This is a genomic window from Methylobacterium pseudosasicola, assembly GCF_900114535.1.
GTDB lineage: Bacteria > Pseudomonadota > Alphaproteobacteria > Rhizobiales > Beijerinckiaceae > Methylobacterium > Methylobacterium pseudosasicola.
Genome location: NZ_FOTK01000072.1, coordinates 1 through 15,595 on the forward strand (window position 1 = coordinate 1; position 15,595 = coordinate 15,595).

Consider the following 15,595-nt stretch of genomic DNA (forward strand, 5'->3'; position numbering starts at 1 on the left):
GTGGGCGACCGGCCGCCATGCGCAGCACCGCACGCAGGTCCTCGGCCAGCTGCTCGAAACAGCCGGCCGCCAGCCAGCGCTGGGCCTGCTGATACACGGCAAACCAGGGCGGCAGGTCGTGGGGCATCAGCCGCCACGGGCAGCCGCTCCTGACCACGTAGCGCAGGCCGTTGAACACCTCGCGCAACGCATGCTCACGCTGACCGGCATCCTCACGCAGCAGCGTCAGGTAGGGCGCAACCAGCGCCCACTCCTCATCGGAAACATCGGACGGATACGGCTTGCGGGTCGCGCTCATCCCCGCTCATCTGAGCATCAGCCCGACCCAGGTCCATAACAGCCTCTAAGGTAATCATCAATCTGAACGCTAGCTCAATGTATCAACCAGGCCGCTCATAACGGTCCGTCCAAACCATGCATCCCCTGGGCGGGACTCGGCTTTTTTCCGGCAGGGCACGAGAAACGGCCCGGAATAGGTCGGTCCTGGCGGGTATTTGCGACGCTTGGCGAAGGCTCGACCAAACAGAGCGATGATGCCGTGCCGCCGCCGCCCTGGCCCCTGCATCGCCGGTTGAGCCTTGCCGCCGCCGACGCGTTCACTCCCGTAACCCCACTGGGACGGGAGCTCCGATGTCGAGTCTGACCGAGCGCAAGGCACGCCTGATCGTCCACGGCGACCAGCCCTACAACGCCGAACCGCCCCTCGACCGATTGCGGGCCTCCTACCGGACGCCGGCGAAGGATTTCTACGTCCGCTCGCACGGCGACCTGCCGGACCTCGACGAGGCAGCCTGGCGCTTAACCATCGATGGCGGCACCAGCACCGCGCTTGAGTTGTCGCTATCCGATCTGCGGATCCGCTTCCCGGAAGCCACGGTCACGGCCACGATGCAGTGCGCCGGCAATCGCCGCGCCGACATGCGGGCGGTCGCCCCGGTCTCGGGCGACCCGTGGGATGCCGGAGCCATCGGCACCGCCGAATGGACCGGGGTGCGTCTCGGCGACGTCCTGCGCGAGGCGGGGGTCGTCGAGCACGTGGGCCACCATGTCGCCTTCGAGAGCTACGACATGGTGGAAGGCCGTCCCTACGGCGCCTCGATCCCGCTCGCCAAGGCCATGGCGCCCGAGACCCTGCTGGCCTACGCCATGAACGGTGAAGCCTTGCTCCCCGAGCATGGTTTTCCGGTTCGCGCGGTGGTGCCGGGCTTCGCTGGCGTACGCAGCCCAAAATGGCTCCGGCGCCTGAGCGTCCAGGACCACCCCTCGGACAACCCGATCCAGGCCGGCGACTACAAGCTGTATCCGGCGGACGTGACCGCCGAGGCCGCCGATCCGGCCAAGGGGTACACCATCGATACGATGCCGCTGAACGCCGCGATCTGCGAGCCCGGGGCTGGGGCAACCCTCAAGTCAGGGGGTAATAGGGTCCGCGGCTACGCGGTGAGCGGGGATCGGGCCGTCGTACGCGTCGACGTCTCCGGGAACGGCGGCCGGTCCTGGGTACAGGCCGAGCTCGCACACGAGGCGGACGCTCCGTTCGCCTGGACGTTCTGGAGCATAAGCCTCGACTTGCCTGCGGGCGAGCATGAACTCGCCGTGCGCGCCTGGGACGAAGCGGGCCAAACGCAGCCGGCAATGCCGGACGAGACCTGGAACCACAAGGGCTACCTGTGCGCCTGCTGGCATCGGGTACGGGTTAACGTCGCCTAGGGACAGGCGACATGGCCTATCGCCTACCTCCGCCCTCGTGGACGACGGCCCACACAGCGGCCGACCCGGCATCCCGCCACGATCCGACGTGACGCCCGGCGGTCATTCCGACCCTGTCGTGCGCGGCACAGGCAACGTCCGACCTTGGCGAGAGTTTCCCGTGCGTCGAGATACCCGGCGCCGTGTCGCCGCCCCCAAACCGCAAGGAACTCCATGTCCCGTGAGACCAGCGTCCAAGCCACCGAGAAATTCGGCGAGCTCGTCAACGGCGGCCGGTTCGAAGCCTTCCCCGAGGTCGTCGCCCCGGATTGCCACGATCACGACCCGGCGCCGGGCCAGCACATGGGTCCCGAGGGATACCAGATGTTTTTCACGCAGCTTCGCTCCGCCTTTCCCGACATGCAGGTCGAGGTGAAGAAGCTCGTCGCCGAGGGGGACAGCGTCGCCTTCGCCTACACGCTCACCGGCACTCACCAGGGCGACTTCAACGGCCACAAGCCGACCGGGAAGGCCATCAAGGTCCGCGGCATGCAGATCGGCCGCTTCGTCGACGGCAAGATGGTCGAGCGGTGGGGTTCCTCAGACGAGCTTGGCATCCTCAAGCAGATCGGTGCCATCGAGGGATGACAGAGGCCTCCGCGAGGGCGTCCCGGCCAAGGGACGTCGTCAAGCCCTAACCCGGGTCGGCCTGGGCCGCCCCGGGCGCTCAGAACCAACCGCTGGCCGTCCGGATCCTCAGGCGCTCCTGGCCTGGTCGGGATGGCGGCCCTCCGCGAACTCCGCGACGATCTTGGCGCAGAAGGCTGGCAGATCCTTCGGGGTACGGCTTGTGACCAGCCCCTTGTCGCAGATGACCTCCTCGTCGACCCAGGTGCCGCCGGCGTTCTCGATGTCGCGGCGAACCGTGGGGTAGGAGGTGAGCGTCCGGCCCTTCACGACGTCCGCCTCGATCAGCGTCTAGGGACCGTGGCAGATGACACCGACCGGCTTACCCGCGGCGAAGAAGTCCCGGACGAACGCCACGACGTCCTTGCTCGCCCGGAGCTTGTCGGCGCCGACGCAACCGCCGGGGATGACAAGCCCGTCGTAGTCCGCGGCCGAGGCCCCCTCGATGGTCCTGTCCACCTTGTAGCGGCCGGCGGGATCGAGGTCGTTGTTGACCGTCTCGGCCTCGCTGGCCTCCAGACCGATGACCGTCACGGTCGCCGCGGCCTGCTTCACCGCCTCATGCGGCTTGGCGAACTCCGGCTCCTCGGTGCCGCGCGGTGCGATCAGGATCGCGATCTTTTGCCATGCAAGCTCATGTCATCATCCTTCTGAATGTCGTCATTCAACGGAGGCGCCGTTCGCGCCGTTCCTCACGCCGGGATGCGGTCGATGCCGGCGGTGTCCTCGGCCGCCACGCCGTTCTCGCGGTGGCGGAAGTCGCTCAGCGCCTTGTAGACCTGCAACCGTGCCCGCATCACCGAGCCGAGCGGCCGGTGCACCGCGAGACTGTGCGCAGGGCGGAAAGTCATCACCTCGTCGAAGTAGCGCACCCGCTCCGGCGAGTAGGCGTCCTGGCGCGGCAGGCGGACCGTCGCCACCGTGCGGTAGGGGCTGACCGAGACCGGCCAATCCACCGAGGCGTCCTCGATGGGTTGCCGCTCGGCATCGGCCCAGAGCTGCGCCTTGATCTCGAACACCACCTCGTTCTCCCGGAAGAACGCGACGGTGGCGTGCCGGAAGCCATCTTCGTCCTGGTGCGGGTCGAGCCTCCACTCGGACAGCGCACGTTGGGCCTCGGTCGTCGGCACGGCCCCGAGCTTGGCCACGTGGTCGCCGTAGCGAACCGGCGCCTGGCTGAAGTAACTGTCGGCCAGGGGATGGCTGTAGGGATGGCCGAAGAAGTCGGCCATCGCGCTCTCGGTGCCGAAGGCGTGCAGTACCCGGTTGAGGTTGCGCATGGTGGAGGACACCACGCTCTTCACGCCCTCCGGCAGACCGGTCGACTTGCCGATGACCGTGCCGTCGCGCAGGAAGCCCGCCGCCGTACCGGACGGAAAGGTGGTCCCGGTCGCGAGGACGAAATCCTGGGTGTCGACGGAATGGCCGGGGAGCTTCTCCCCCGGAACGTCGAAGACCTTGATGGACATGCCGCGGTGGGTCGAGACCCGGTCACCCAGCGTCTCGCCCGGCCCTTGAGCGAAACGGACCGCCACGGGGTGGGTGCCGGGCGTGGCGAACAACCCTTGGGCCAGTTCGAGCGGCAGGCCAGCGGAAATCGTCAACTCGCCGGTGACGCAGGCCGAGCTTTTGGCGTGGCTGGCACGCACGGCATGGTGCTCGCGTGCCTCGACCGTCTCCGATTGTTGCGTCATGCCGTTGATGATGCCGTCAATCGTCTTCTGCTCGTCCGCAGCAGGCTTCTCGATGTCGGGGGCATATCGAAGGTAGGTCATGATCTTCCTCACGGTGATCGGGGAACTGAAGCGGACCGCGGCAGAAGAGAGGGCGGCGGACTCTGGTACGACGTATTGAGTCTGAAACGGGATCCCGTTCCGAATATCGAGGGGGCCGCGGACCGTTCCCGGATGACCTTGCGTCCGTCGAAAGTCTGCCTGAGGTCGGCTGCGCCATGAGTTGGCTTCGAAGCGCTGCTTCGTTTTAACGGTAATGGAAGACCGGACCATGGACCGGTTGCTGAGCGGAGGCGGCAAGCTCGGCCGAAATGCTTGACGACCCGGGTTGGACCGCGGGCTCGGGTGTGCGACAAGCCGTTTCAGGGCGCATCCTTCCCGACCGTTTCAAGGATTACGCGCGCCGTCTCGGCAGGCTGATCCCAGTGCGGGAAGTGGCCGCAGCGCTCGAACCAGTGCAGATGGGCCGACGGGAATGCCACCTGGGCGCGTGCAGCCTGGCGCGGCAGCAGAAGGTGGTCTTGGCGGCCCCAGCCTATGGTGACAAGGCCGGGGGTCGTCACCGAACCCTGCTGCAACGGCCCGCGTGCCAGCTCACGCAGCATCGCATCGAACACCGGTGTGGCCGCCAGACTCTGCAACTCCCCTACGACAAGCTGCGGTGGCAGCACCCACGGACGGGCCGACAGTTGGGCCAGTAGCAGCGTACGGCTGACGGCGTGGCGCGACAGGCCGGGATGGAATGGCCGTAGCAACCGCACCAGGCGTATCGACGCCGCGAGCGTCCAGTGAAACCAGGGCGTTTCCCACCCACACCAGAAGCCGCCGGGATCAAGTGCCACGCAGTGCCGACCGATGCCCCGCCGCGCCAGCTCCAGCACCAGCCGCCCCCCCACCGAACTGCCGACAAGGTCCGCTGACGTCAGGTCTTGCGACTGCACGAAGCTGGCGAGGGCGTCCGCATGGGCCTCCATGGTCTGCCGACCCGCGAGCGGTGCCGATCTGCCATGTCCTGGCAGGTCGACCAAGATCAGTTCGCGCGAGCCGCGCAATGCGGGCAAGAGCGGATCCCAGGTGCGAAGATTGGACCCCAACCCATGGACCATCAGTAGCGGCCGGCCCGTGCCGAGGCGTTCAAAATGTAGGGACATGACCGCATTGTCCTCTTATTCGCGCCGCAGTCCGAACATTGGTCCGTCGCGGGTTTCGCCGGGCAGGGCGTCTCAGCTAGGTCCGCGGACCGCTCATATCGAACGCACCCCGGCGGCGTCGCCGGTCCGACAGCCAGCCAAACGGCGCGGGGCCGACCCTACTCCGCAGTTTCGCAGGCGGATGCCACCGGAGTTCGACACGATAGAGCTGCGCGCTCGCTGCTCGCAGAAACGTGGACATCACGTCCGGGCAGACTCAGATGCCAGCGTACCAGGCGTAGCCCTGATCCTCCCAGTAGCCGCCCTTGCCCCCGCCGATGTGGGCGAAGCTCTCGACCACCTCGATCCGCATCACGTACTTCGCCTGCTTGTAGCCGAGGTTGCGCTCGACCCGCAGCCGCAGCGGTGCGCCGTTCGACACGGGAAGCGCCTCCCCGTTCATGTCGTAGGCCAGGATGGTCTGCGGGTGGAACGCATCGACCAGGTCGATGCTCTCGTAGAACCGAACCGGCGTTCCGCCGCTGGCCGCATCGTCCTCCGTCGCCTGTTGGCCACCGGAATCCTTCCTGCTCTCGTCGCCGCCCGACTGCTTCGTCATGCTTGGGTTGGCGTTGCCGGCAGGGACATCGTCGGCCGCCGCGTCGTCTCCCCCGCCTTCGAGCGGACTGCCCTGGTCCATGGTGTCGGCGCAGTGGAACACCACGTATCGCCCCTCCGGCTTGAGCCGAGCGCGGTTGAGCAGTTCGGCGAGGGGTACCCCGGTCCATTTGCCGATGGCGCTCCAGCCCTCGACGCAATCGTGCCGGGTGATCTGGGTGCGGGCCGGAAGCTTGCGGAGTTCGGCGAGGGACAGCTTGAGGGGCGCCTCCACGAGGCCGCCGACCTCCAAGTGGTACTTGGCGAACTTGCCCATCGCCAGGGCCTTGTAGTCTTTGTCCGGCGGGTCCTCGGTGCCGTTCGGCTTGAACCACGGCGAGATGTCGGCCTCGGCGTATTCCGGTGCCAGCGTCGTGTCGCCCAGGAGCAGGCGTTGGACGAAGATGTTGGCGTCCTCGCCGGTCTTCAGCGTTCGCCGGAACCACTCCGCGTTGCCCAGGCGGTCGCAGCCTCCGAGCATGGCCGCCGCGGCCGTGGCGGAAGTCCCCACCAGGAGGGCGCGTCGGTTGGGTGAGCGGCTCATGCCCGGGGCTCTCCGGCAGGGACGGCCGGCTCGACCTTGCGCTCGATCACGAACCAGCCGGTGAGCATGCCGCGCATGTTGTTCCAGAAGCCCGACAGCAGGACCAGGGCGACGTGCACGACCACGAACAGGACCAGCAGGCTCGCCACGACGAAGTGGACCGTGCGGGCCGACTGGCGTCCATCGAAGAGCGTCAGAAGGAAGGGAAAGGCCGCGTTCATCGCCGGCGACATCGCGAGCCCGGCCAGCACCTGCACCGGCAGGAGCACGAACAGCACGACGAGGTAGGTGAACTTCTGGATGACGTTGTAGCGCTTGGCCTCGTCTCCTTGAGGGAAGCGCAGCGTCAGGTGCTCCCAAACCGAGGCCCCGAAATGCCGGATCTGGTCACGGGACGGGATCACACGGAATCGCAGCTGCCCGCTGACCAGACCATAGAGCAGGTAGGCGATGCCGTTCAGGACGAAGGCCCAGGCGAAGAAGAAATGCCAGGAACGGCCGCCGGTAAGGTCCTGGTCGCTCGGCAAGGTCGTCCAGGCCGGGAAGCCTCGGTCCGCCGCCTCGCCGTCGGAGCCGACCGATGAACCGAGCCAGCCCGTCGTGTCGAAGCCATGGCCGAACACCGTCGTCATGCCCTTGGGCGGGTCGTCCTCGGTCTGGGTCATCGCCATGAGCGGCGCGTCGAAGGTCGAGACCTTGCCCCAGTAAAGTGCCGGGTGGGCGTTGAAGATCTGCAGGCCGCTCATCAGCAGGACCAGCAGGCAGATCGCGTTCACCCAGTGGGTGACTCTGATCACGAGGGGATGGCGAAACATCCAGCGGCGGCGCTCGACCTCGCCGGTCTCGGGGGCTGATCGGGTCAGGTAGGTTCGAGCCAAACGGTCTTCCCCGCACTCTGGACGGCTAGGGCGGAGGCCCCTGGGTCGGGGCCTCCGGAAGCGCACGGCGCCTTGAAATCACATGCCGCGGTTCATCATCATCCGCTTCTTCATCATGCGGCGCTTCATCATCTGCTTCCGCATCATGCGCTTCTTCATCATCATCCGCTCGCTGCTGGTCATCCGGACCTGGGTGACGTCGGACGGGGCGGCCTGGAGTCCGTTCGGGCCCATCGGGGCGGCCGAGGCGGCGCCGGCACCAAGCGCGAGGCTGCCGAGGACCGAGGCGGCGAGGGCAAGGGTGGTGATCTTCATTCAATGTCTCCTGTACGGGGAAAGAATCCCCTTTCGCACATCGGGAGAAGAGAAGACCCGACCATCAAGTTCCTGATTTATCGAATAAAAATCCGGCTGTGATGGCTTTGGAGCGCAACAAACCGGACGCCGAGGCGAAGCCTCGCGCCGCGCCCAGGCCGGGCGTACGCCGACTTGTACGGAGGTGTGCAGAGGAAAGTTTCAGAACAGGCCGGTAGCACAGACATCGAAGGCGACCGTGTTCGCTCCCTTGCAATTCCGGGGCTGTCACACCGGCGAGTCCCAGGGCGTCTCGGCGAGGCGACAGCCGCTTCGGGTTGGGCGCGGAGAAGACGAGGTCCCTCGCCTCGTCCCGTCACTTGGCATCGTCGGGCCCCTGGATCGGCTCGCTCTGCGCCGAAGCCGGCAGCGTACCCGCGGCGAACAGGACGGCGGCGAGCATGGTGCGGGAACCGCTCATTTGCCGCCCGCCGCCGTGTAGGCGTCGATGGCGCGCCGGCAGTTCTCCGACAGATCCTTGCGGTGCTTCGTGAAGCACGCCTTCATTTCCTCCCCGGCCGGGTCAAGGCCACCGCAGTAGGTCGTGGCGTCGCCGGTGCAGTAACGCTTGAGGTTTTCCTTTCCGTCGTCCGCGGAAGCCGGCGCGACGAGGGTGAGACCGAAGACGAACGCGAGTGCCAGGGTCGGGTCATGGAGGCTCCGGTGGGTGGATCGCGGTCGTCGCCCAACGAACATCGGAACCGATGGGGGACGGACTCGCTCGCACCAACGCGGGAGGCCGCGAAAGCGGCCCACGCAGGTTCGGCCGATCCCCTACCGTCCGGCGCCCGTGACGGCCCGGACCGGAGCGCCCGCCAAGTCGATGGAGGAGCCGACGGTATCGCGAAGACCCGAGCCGACGTTCGAGAGGTGCTCGCCGTAGGTCTCGCGGGTCTGCGGGTCGATCAGGGCCACTGGGGCCGCCACCGCCAGCGCGGCGCCTGTCGCCACTGTCGAGGCGGCCCCGGCGGCCGTGCTCACCAATCGGTCGCCGATGCCGATCTGCCCGTCCGAGATCGGCTGCCCGTCGGCGAGCCGCTTGCCCAGGAGGGCCACCACGTCGCCGCTCGCGAACTTGCCGTGGTTCAGGGCGTCCTCCGACTTCACCGAGGACAGGTTCAGCACCGCCACGTTCTCGCGTTCGAGCTCCGACCGGTATGGCTCGGCCAACGGATCGATGGCCCCGAGCCGCACGCTGTCCCCCCAGACGAGGCGCGAGACCGCCAGCGCCTGGTCGTCGCCGGACACCATCAGCGTCAGCCGCGGGCGGTCCTTGCCCATGTCGTGGAAGGCCGCCCGGGCGAGGTCCATGTCGACGTCCGGGGCGGCCAGGATCACGTTCCTGATCTTTGGCGCGATCCGCCGGTCGCGGATGGCCATCTGGCGGAGGCTCTCCAAGGTCAGCCAGTTGCCCATGGAGTGCGCGAGCACCGTCACCTCGCCGACGTTCGGGTCCTTGGCGAGATCCCGCAGCAGGGTCTCCAGGCCGTTGCGCGAGAAGTTCGTGCTCTCCCGGTCGTAGCCGTAGGCGAGCACCGAGCCGCGCGAGGGCCAGGTGAACAGCACCGGCGCGACCTCGGCTCCGGAATCGTGCACGATCTGCGCGAACCGAAAGACCGCATCCTCGAACTTGTTGTTGAAGCCGTGCACGAACACCAGGACGTGCCGCTTGGCCGAGCCACGGACGGCGCGACCGGTCCAGGCCGCCACCTTCGCGCGTTCGACCGGATCGGCGCGCAGCGCGACGAAGTCGGTGGCGGGGTTGCCCGGGACGGATTTCGGCCACTGCACCGAGCCCGGCTGCCGGATGGCGTCGGGCGGGATCGAGACCGCGAGATCGGTGTAGGTCACCGCCTCGCCGCGCTCGCCCGAAAACAGCACGCCTCGGTCCGTCGCTGACTTGCGGGTCGTGGCGACGAGCATGTCGACACGGGAGGTGCCGGCCACCGGTGCCCCGGCGGCGATGGGCAGCAGCACGCCTGTCGGCCGACCGGCGCAGGCGGGCAGCAGGCTGAGCGCAACCAGGGCACAGGAGGCCAGCATCCCGCGGCCCAATCCAAACGCACCCAAAACACGCATCCTCAGCCCCACCCGGCTACCAGCCAGGACGGGCGGGCGGTTAACGTACCGTCAAGACGAGGTCCGCGTACGGCGCGATTGCGGCGGCAGGCCGACGAACGGATGTCGGTCGATGGGTCATCGTGTCCGAGGCGACCGAAATCAGCCTGCGATACGTTTCCGGCGTGCCCCGGATGCACGGCATCGACGCGCAGAGACGTAGGAACCATACCAAAGCTTGCGCTCCCGAGGGTGGATGAACCGAGAGCCCAGGTGTAATGATGGGAAACACCCGCCTTGGCTTTGATATGAGTGAGCCATGCCCGCCAAGCACTCGCGCCACATCGCCTTGACCGGCCCCCTCGCGGAGTGGGTGGACAGCTAGGTCGCCCAGGGCGAGTACACCTCTGTCAGCGACCTGATCCGCACCGCGATCCGCCTGCTCAGGGAGCAGGATCAGAATAGGCGAGGTCGCGCCGATGCGGGCCGCTCGACGAAGGCGGACAGCCATGTCTAAGCCGACGCCCGAGGGCACGCCATTCGTTGCCGAGGACGGCGTGCGCCTGGCCGCGCTTGACGCGTACGGCATCCTCGACACGCCGGCCGAGCAGGGCTTCGAGGACCTCACCCTGCTGGCGTCGCGGATCTGCGACGCGCCGGTGGCCCTGGTCAGCCTCGTCGACCGCGACCGACAGTGGTTCAAGGCTCGCGTGGGATTCCCGCGCTGCGAGACCGACCTCGACAGTTCCGTCTGCAAGTTCGTCCTTGCCGAACAAGATGTCCTCGTCATCCCTGACCTGGCACTCGATCCGCGCACCACCGCCAATCCGTTGGTGACCGGCGAACCGTTCATCCGGTTCTACGCAGGTGCGCCGCTGCGTACGCCCGAGGGCATGACCATCGGCAGCCTGTGCGTGATCGACCACGAACCCCGACCGGCCGGGTTGACCGAAGGCCAACGGGAAAGCCTGACCGCCCTGGCCCGGCAGGCGACCACGCTGCTCGAACTCCGCCGCAAGGGCGAGACCCAGTCGCGGGCGGAAGCGGCCCTGACCGGACTGAACGTTTCGTTGGGACGGCAAGTCGCCCGGAGCAACGCCGATCTCGACCGGGTCTGGCGCAACGCCCAGGACCTGCAACTCATCATCGACGCGGAAGGGGTTTTCCAGGCCGTGAGCCCGTCCGCGACGCGGCTGCTGGGGTGGGCGCCCGAGGAGATGGTCGGCCGGAACCTGTTCGCGTTCACCCACCCGGACGGTCACCAGGCTTCGCGTGAGGCGCTTGCGCAGGCGCTGCGGGAGCCCCTGCCGCCGCACCGGAACCGGTACCTGCACAAGGACGGGAGCGACCGCTGGATCGCCTGGGTCACGACTCCGGAGGACGGCCTGATCTACTGCTACGGGCGCGACGTCACGGTCGAGACCGAGCAGGCCCACGGCCTGCTGCAGACCGAGGAGGCGCTGCGTCAGTCTCAGAAGCTGGAGGCCATCGGCCAGCTCACGGGCAGCGTCGCGCATGACTTCAACAACCTGCTTACCGTCATCAAGTCGTCCAGCGACCTTCTCAAGCGGCCGAACCTCGCCGAGGAGCGGCGTACCCGCTACGTCGCGGCCATCTCCGACACGGTGGACCGCGCCGCCCGGCTGACCGGGCAGCTGCTCGCCTTCGCCCGCCGCCAGACGCTCCAGCCCGAGGTGTTCGCCGCCTGCGACGGCGTCCGCGCGATCTCCGAGATGATGGGGACGCTGACCGGAGCCCGGATCAAGCTTGGCATCGACCTGCCCGAGCATCGCCTGTTCATCGACGCCGACCCGAGCCAGTTCGACACCGCGCTGGTGAACATGGCGGTCAACGCCCGCGACGCGATGGACGGGGACGGGCGGATCGACATCACCGTAAGCCCGGCCGACGCGATGCCCGCCAGGCGCGCCCACGGGGCCATCCCGGGTCCCTACGTCGCCATCTCGCTCAGCGACACCGGCAGCGGCATCGCGCCTGACAGGATCGACCGGATCTTCGAGCCGTTCTTCACCACCAAGGAGATCGGCAAGGGGACCGGCCTCGGGCTTTCCCAGGTGTTCGGGTTCGCCAAGCAGTCGGGCGGCGACGTGATGGTGTCGAGCGTCGTCGGCGAGGGCACGACCTTCACGCTCTACCTGCCGCGTGTCGCCGAGGCGCGGCGCAAGGCGACCAAGGCCATCGGTCCGGACATGCTGACGGTCGGCCACGACACCCGGGTGCTGGTGGTGGAGGACAACGCGGACGTGGGGAGCTTCTCGGTGCAGGCCCTGATCGAACTCGGGTACCTGCCGATCCTCGCCGCCGGCGGCGAGGAGGCGCTGGCCGTTCTGGCGCCGGACGCGGCCCGCTTCGACGTGGTGTTCACGGACGTGGTGATGCCCGGCATGAGCGGAATCGACCTCGCCGAGGAAATCCGGCGCCGGCACCCCGGACTGCCGGTGGTGCTGACCTCGGGCTATAGCCACGTCCTGGCGAAGGAAGGCACGCACGGGTTCGAGTTGCTGCAGAAGCCTTACTCGATAGAGCAGCTTTCCCGGACGCTGCACAACGCCAAGAGGGGCCGCCAAGGGGATCGCATCCTTGACGCATAGTGGTCGAAGCCGAACGCTCGGTACCGTACGCTCACGACCCGTTGCGGTAGGTCGGAAGGTCCGCTCCCAGGCTTTGCCAGCGCGACGAATACGTGACTTGTGAGGAACCTCCTCACAATGCAAATCCCCAAGCATGACCGTGCGCAGAAGCATCACCGTCTCGATCACCCCGGAACAGGACGACCTTATCCGGTCGTGCCTGCAATCCGGCCGCTTCGCGAGCACCAGCGAGGTCGTGCGCGCCGCCCTACGGCTGCTCGACCGCGTAGAGACGGCTACGCCGAGGGAGACGCAGGCCAAGCGGGAACAGGGCGATACAGCCCGTGCCTGAACTCATGGCGCAGACCGCTGCGTTTTCGAACGGGAGCCGATTGGGTGCGCTCATGCGAGCGCACGACTGGGCGGCCACCCCACTTGGCCCATCGGCGGACTGGCCGCAGCCGCTGAAGACGCTCGTGGAGGTTATGCTCGCCGCCGGTCAGCCGATGTTCGTTGCCTGGGGGCCGGAGCGGACCCTGCTCTATAACGATCCCTACGCCGTTCTGATGGCTGACCGCCATCCGGCCGGCCTCGGCCGGCCCTTCTTCGAGGTTTGGCCGGACATCGCTGACGTGTGCCTGCCTCTTTTCGCGCGGGTGTTCTCCGGCGAGCCCGTACACATGGATGAGATCGAGCTGCACATCGACCGGCCCGGTCGCCCGAAGGAGGCGTTCTTCTCGTTCTCCTATATGCCCGTCAGCGATGAGAGGGGCATGGTAGCTGGCGTATTCTGCGCATGCAGCGAGATCACCGCGCAAAAGGCCGCCGAGCTCGCCGAGAAGCGGATCAGGGCTCGATTGGAAACGGCGCTCCGGGTTGCCCGGCTGGGAACGTTCGAGTGGTTTCCCGCGACGGGGCTGGTCGATCTCGATGCCCGCAGTCGCGAGATCTACGACGCGCCCGAGGCTGGCGAAGTCCAAGCCACGGAGATCTTCAGCCGTGTCGCCCCGGAGGATTTCGACCGGGTCGTGACGCGCTGCACGGAGATCATCGAACGCGCGAGCCGCCCCGATGCCGACCCCCGCGGGGAACGCATCTCCCTCGACTACGACTTCCTACTGCTCGATGGTTCGCGGCGCGCGATCTCCAGCAGCGGCGTCGTTGTTCAGGGCGAGGACGGCGCTTGGCGAATGCTGGGTGCCATCGGTGACGTGACGGAGGTCAGACGCGCGGAAGCACAGTTGCGCGAACGGAACCTCACACTGGAACAACGCGTCGAGGAGCGCACCGCCGAGCGAAACCGGATCTGGCGGGTCAGCCGCGACATGCTGCTGGTCAGCGACCTCGCGGGCGTGCTCCAGACCGTCAACCCTGCCTGGACCCGCGTTCTGGGCTGGACCGAGGAGGAACTGATCGGCCGCACCTCCGAGTGGCTGGAGCATCCCGACGACCGGGAGAGGACACGCGCCGAGGTCCGGCGTCTCGCCGAAAGCGGTACCCCGACGCCGGCTTTCGAGAACCGTTTCCGGACGCGGGCGGGCGACTACCGTCACCTGTCGTGGACGGCCGTTCCGGAGGGGGACCGCCTCTATTGCGTGGCGCGGGACGTGACCGAGGAGAAGGCGCAGGCAGCCGAACTCGCGGCGCGTACCAGCGAGCGGGACCGATCCTGGCGCCTGGCGCAAGAACTCCTGGTGGTCGCGTCCCCGGAAGGCACCCTGGAGGCCGTCAACTCCCGATGGACGACGCTGCTGGGTTGGACGGAAGGGGAACTGGTCGGCTCCAAGTTCATCTCCTACACCCATCCCGACGACCTGGACGCCACCCTGGTGGCCTTCGCCGGCATCTTCGAGAAACCCCTCACCGAGCCTTACGTCTACCGCTTCCGTGGCAAGGACGGCTCCTACCGTTGGTTCGGCTGGACGGCGGCCTTCGAGGATGGGCGGGTCTACGCGGCCGGTCGTGACGTGACGGTCGAGAGGGAACAGGCGGAGGCGCTGCGCCAGAGCCAGAAGATGGAGGCGGTCGGCCAACTCACGGGTGGGCTCGCGCACGATTTCAACAACCTGCTCGCGGGCATCTCCGGCTCTCTGGAGATGATGCAGAACCGCATGCAGCAGGGCCGCTTCCAGGATGTCGAACGCTACATGACGGTCGCGCAGGGGGCCTCGAAGCGCGCCGCCGCCCTGACGCATCGATTGCTCGCCTTCTCGCGCCGTCAGACACTCGACCCCAAGCCCACCGATGTGAACCGCCTCGTCGCGGGCATGCAGGAGATGATCCAGCGCACGGTCGGGCCATCCATCCCGATTGAGGTGGTTGGTGCGGTCGGTCTCTGGCCCGCGCTGGTGGACCCATCCCAGCTTGAAAACGCGCTGCTGAACCTGTGCATCAACGCCCGCGACGCCATGCCGGAAGGCGGGCGCATCACGGTCGAGACCCATAACAAGTGGCTCGATGAGCGCGCCGCCCGCAAGCTCGACATGCCCGAAGGGCAGTACCTTTCGCTGTGCGTGACCGACAGCGGTACCGGCATGCCGCCCGAGGTCATCGCGCGGGTGTTCGAGCCGTTCTTCACGACCAAGCCCATCGGCGAGGGTACCGGGCTGGGGCTGTCGATGATCTACGGCTTCGCCCAGCAGTCGGGCGGGCAGGTGCGCATCTACTCTGAGGTCGGCAAAGGATCGACGGTGTGCATCTACCTGCCGCGCCACTACGGTGATGTCGAGGACGACGAACAGTTGGCCAAGCTCGACGCGCTACCCCGTTCCGAGCAGGGCGAGACCGTGTTGGTGGTCGATGACGAGCCGTCCGTGCGGATGCTCGTCACCGACATCCTCGAAGATCTCGGCTACACGGCAATCGAGGCGGGCGACAGCGCGGCGGGCCTTAAGCTGTTGCAGTCGAACGTGCGCATCGACCTGCTGGTGACCGATGTCGGCCTACCCGGTGGCATGAACGGACGGCAGATGGCTGACGCGGCTCGCGTATCCCGTCCGAACATGAAGGTTCTGTTCATCACCGGCTACGCGGAGAACTCCATCCTCGGCAACGGCCATCTTGACCGGCCCCCTTGGGAGTGGTCCGCCCTGAAGTATGGCTTTTGAGCCGACAGAGGACGGAACCGATGGCCCAACGACCCAAGCCCGAGGAGATCGTGAGCAAGCTGCGTCAGGTCGACGTGCTGGTCTCACAAGGACAGAGCGTTGCCGCGTCGATCAGGGCGATCGGCGTGACCGAGGTGACGTACTATCGCTGGCGCAAGGAGTACGGC

The 15,595-nt window shown here is 67.3% G+C and carries 13 protein-coding genes and 3 pseudogenes; 7 read left to right on the forward strand and 9 right to left on the reverse strand.

Features of this window, described 5'->3' with window-relative positions; all coding sequences use genetic code 11:
- Positions 1–298: transposase (locus BM228_RS31315; protein ID WP_139234303.1), on the reverse strand; the 298-nt coding region annotated here is incomplete at its 3' end.
- Between the two features lie 332 nt (positions 299–630).
- On the opposite strand from BM228_RS31315, the gene BM228_RS31320 reads away from it, so the two are divergent.
- Positions 631–1,710, forward strand: a complete 1,080-nt coding sequence (locus tag BM228_RS31320; RefSeq protein WP_092046897.1) for a molybdopterin-dependent oxidoreductase — start codon at positions 631–633, stop codon at positions 1,708–1,710.
- A 213-nt stretch (positions 1,711–1,923) separates the two neighbouring features.
- Positions 1,924–2,337, forward strand: coding sequence for an ester cyclase (locus BM228_RS31325; RefSeq protein WP_092046899.1), 414 nt, complete (start codon positions 1,924–1,926; stop codon positions 2,335–2,337).
- A 108-nt stretch (positions 2,338–2,445) separates the two neighbouring features.
- Here BM228_RS31325 and BM228_RS31330 read toward each other — a convergent pair.
- The 8 genes and pseudogenes from BM228_RS31330 to BM228_RS31365 form a co-directional block, all read right to left on the reverse strand.
- A pseudogene (locus BM228_RS31330) lies at positions 2,446–2,994 on the reverse strand (type 1 glutamine amidotransferase domain-containing protein).
- A gap of 74 nt (positions 2,995–3,068) precedes the next feature.
- On the reverse strand, positions 3,069–4,151 hold the full coding sequence (locus BM228_RS31335) for a catalase family protein (protein ID WP_092046902.1): 1,083 nt from the start codon (positions 4,149–4,151) through the stop codon (positions 3,069–3,071).
- 320 nt (positions 4,152–4,471) lie between these two features.
- Positions 4,472–5,260 carry an alpha/beta fold hydrolase gene (locus BM228_RS31340; protein WP_092046905.1) on the reverse strand — a complete coding sequence of 263 codons (789 nt, stop codon included), beginning with the start codon at positions 5,258–5,260 and terminating at the stop codon, positions 4,472–4,474.
- A 256-nt stretch (positions 5,261–5,516) separates the two neighbouring features.
- Entirely contained in the window at positions 5,517–6,440 is a 924-nt protein-coding gene (locus BM228_RS31345; RefSeq protein WP_092046908.1) for a molybdopterin-binding protein, read from the reverse strand.
- A complete protein-coding gene (locus BM228_RS31350; protein ID WP_425285026.1) occupies positions 6,437–7,318 on the reverse strand; it encodes a cytochrome b/b6 domain-containing protein in 882 nt (293 codons plus the stop codon). Before BM228_RS31350 ends, BM228_RS31345 begins: the two co-directional genes overlap by 4 nt.
- Before the next feature lie 78 nt (positions 7,319–7,396).
- The gene (locus BM228_RS31355; RefSeq protein ID WP_048434660.1) at positions 7,397–7,633 is read right to left on the reverse strand and encodes a hypothetical protein; all 237 of its coding nucleotides are present in this window, start codon (positions 7,631–7,633) and stop codon (positions 7,397–7,399) included.
- A 456-nt stretch (positions 7,634–8,089) separates the two neighbouring features.
- The gene (locus tag BM228_RS31360) at positions 8,090–8,368 is read right to left on the reverse strand and encodes a 3',5'-cyclic-nucleotide phosphodiesterase (protein WP_244537412.1); all 279 of its coding nucleotides are present in this window, start codon (positions 8,366–8,368) and stop codon (positions 8,090–8,092) included.
- A gap of 78 nt (positions 8,369–8,446) precedes the next feature.
- Complete coding sequence (locus BM228_RS31365; protein ID WP_167367886.1) at positions 8,447–9,715, reverse strand: alpha/beta hydrolase; 1,269 nt, start codon at positions 9,713–9,715, stop codon at positions 8,447–8,449.
- Between the two features lie 412 nt (positions 9,716–10,127).
- On the opposite strand from BM228_RS31365, the pseudogene BM228_RS35700 reads away from it, so the two are divergent.
- The 5 genes and pseudogenes from BM228_RS35700 to BM228_RS34320 form a co-directional block, all read left to right on the forward strand.
- Positions 10,128–10,247: pseudogene (locus BM228_RS35700) on the forward strand (hypothetical protein); the annotation flags it as partial.
- Positions 10,240–12,342 (forward strand): ATP-binding protein, encoded by a 2,103-nt coding sequence (locus BM228_RS31370; RefSeq protein WP_092046912.1) that lies wholly within the window; start codon positions 10,240–10,242, stop codon positions 12,340–12,342. The pseudogene BM228_RS35700 and the gene BM228_RS31370, both read left to right, overlap by 8 nt.
- Positions 12,343–12,475: 133 nt before the next feature.
- Complete coding sequence (locus tag BM228_RS31375) at positions 12,476–12,673, forward strand: type II toxin-antitoxin system ParD family antitoxin (RefSeq protein WP_092046915.1); 198 nt, start codon at positions 12,476–12,478, stop codon at positions 12,671–12,673.
- Entirely contained in the window at positions 12,666–15,428 is a 2,763-nt protein-coding gene (locus tag BM228_RS31380) for a hybrid sensor histidine kinase/response regulator (RefSeq protein WP_139234304.1), read from the forward strand. The genes BM228_RS31375 and BM228_RS31380 overlap by 8 nt, the downstream gene beginning before the upstream one ends.
- Positions 15,429–15,448: 20 nt before the next feature.
- Positions 15,449–15,595 (forward strand): annotated as a pseudogene (locus tag BM228_RS34320) (IS3 family transposase); the annotation flags it as partial.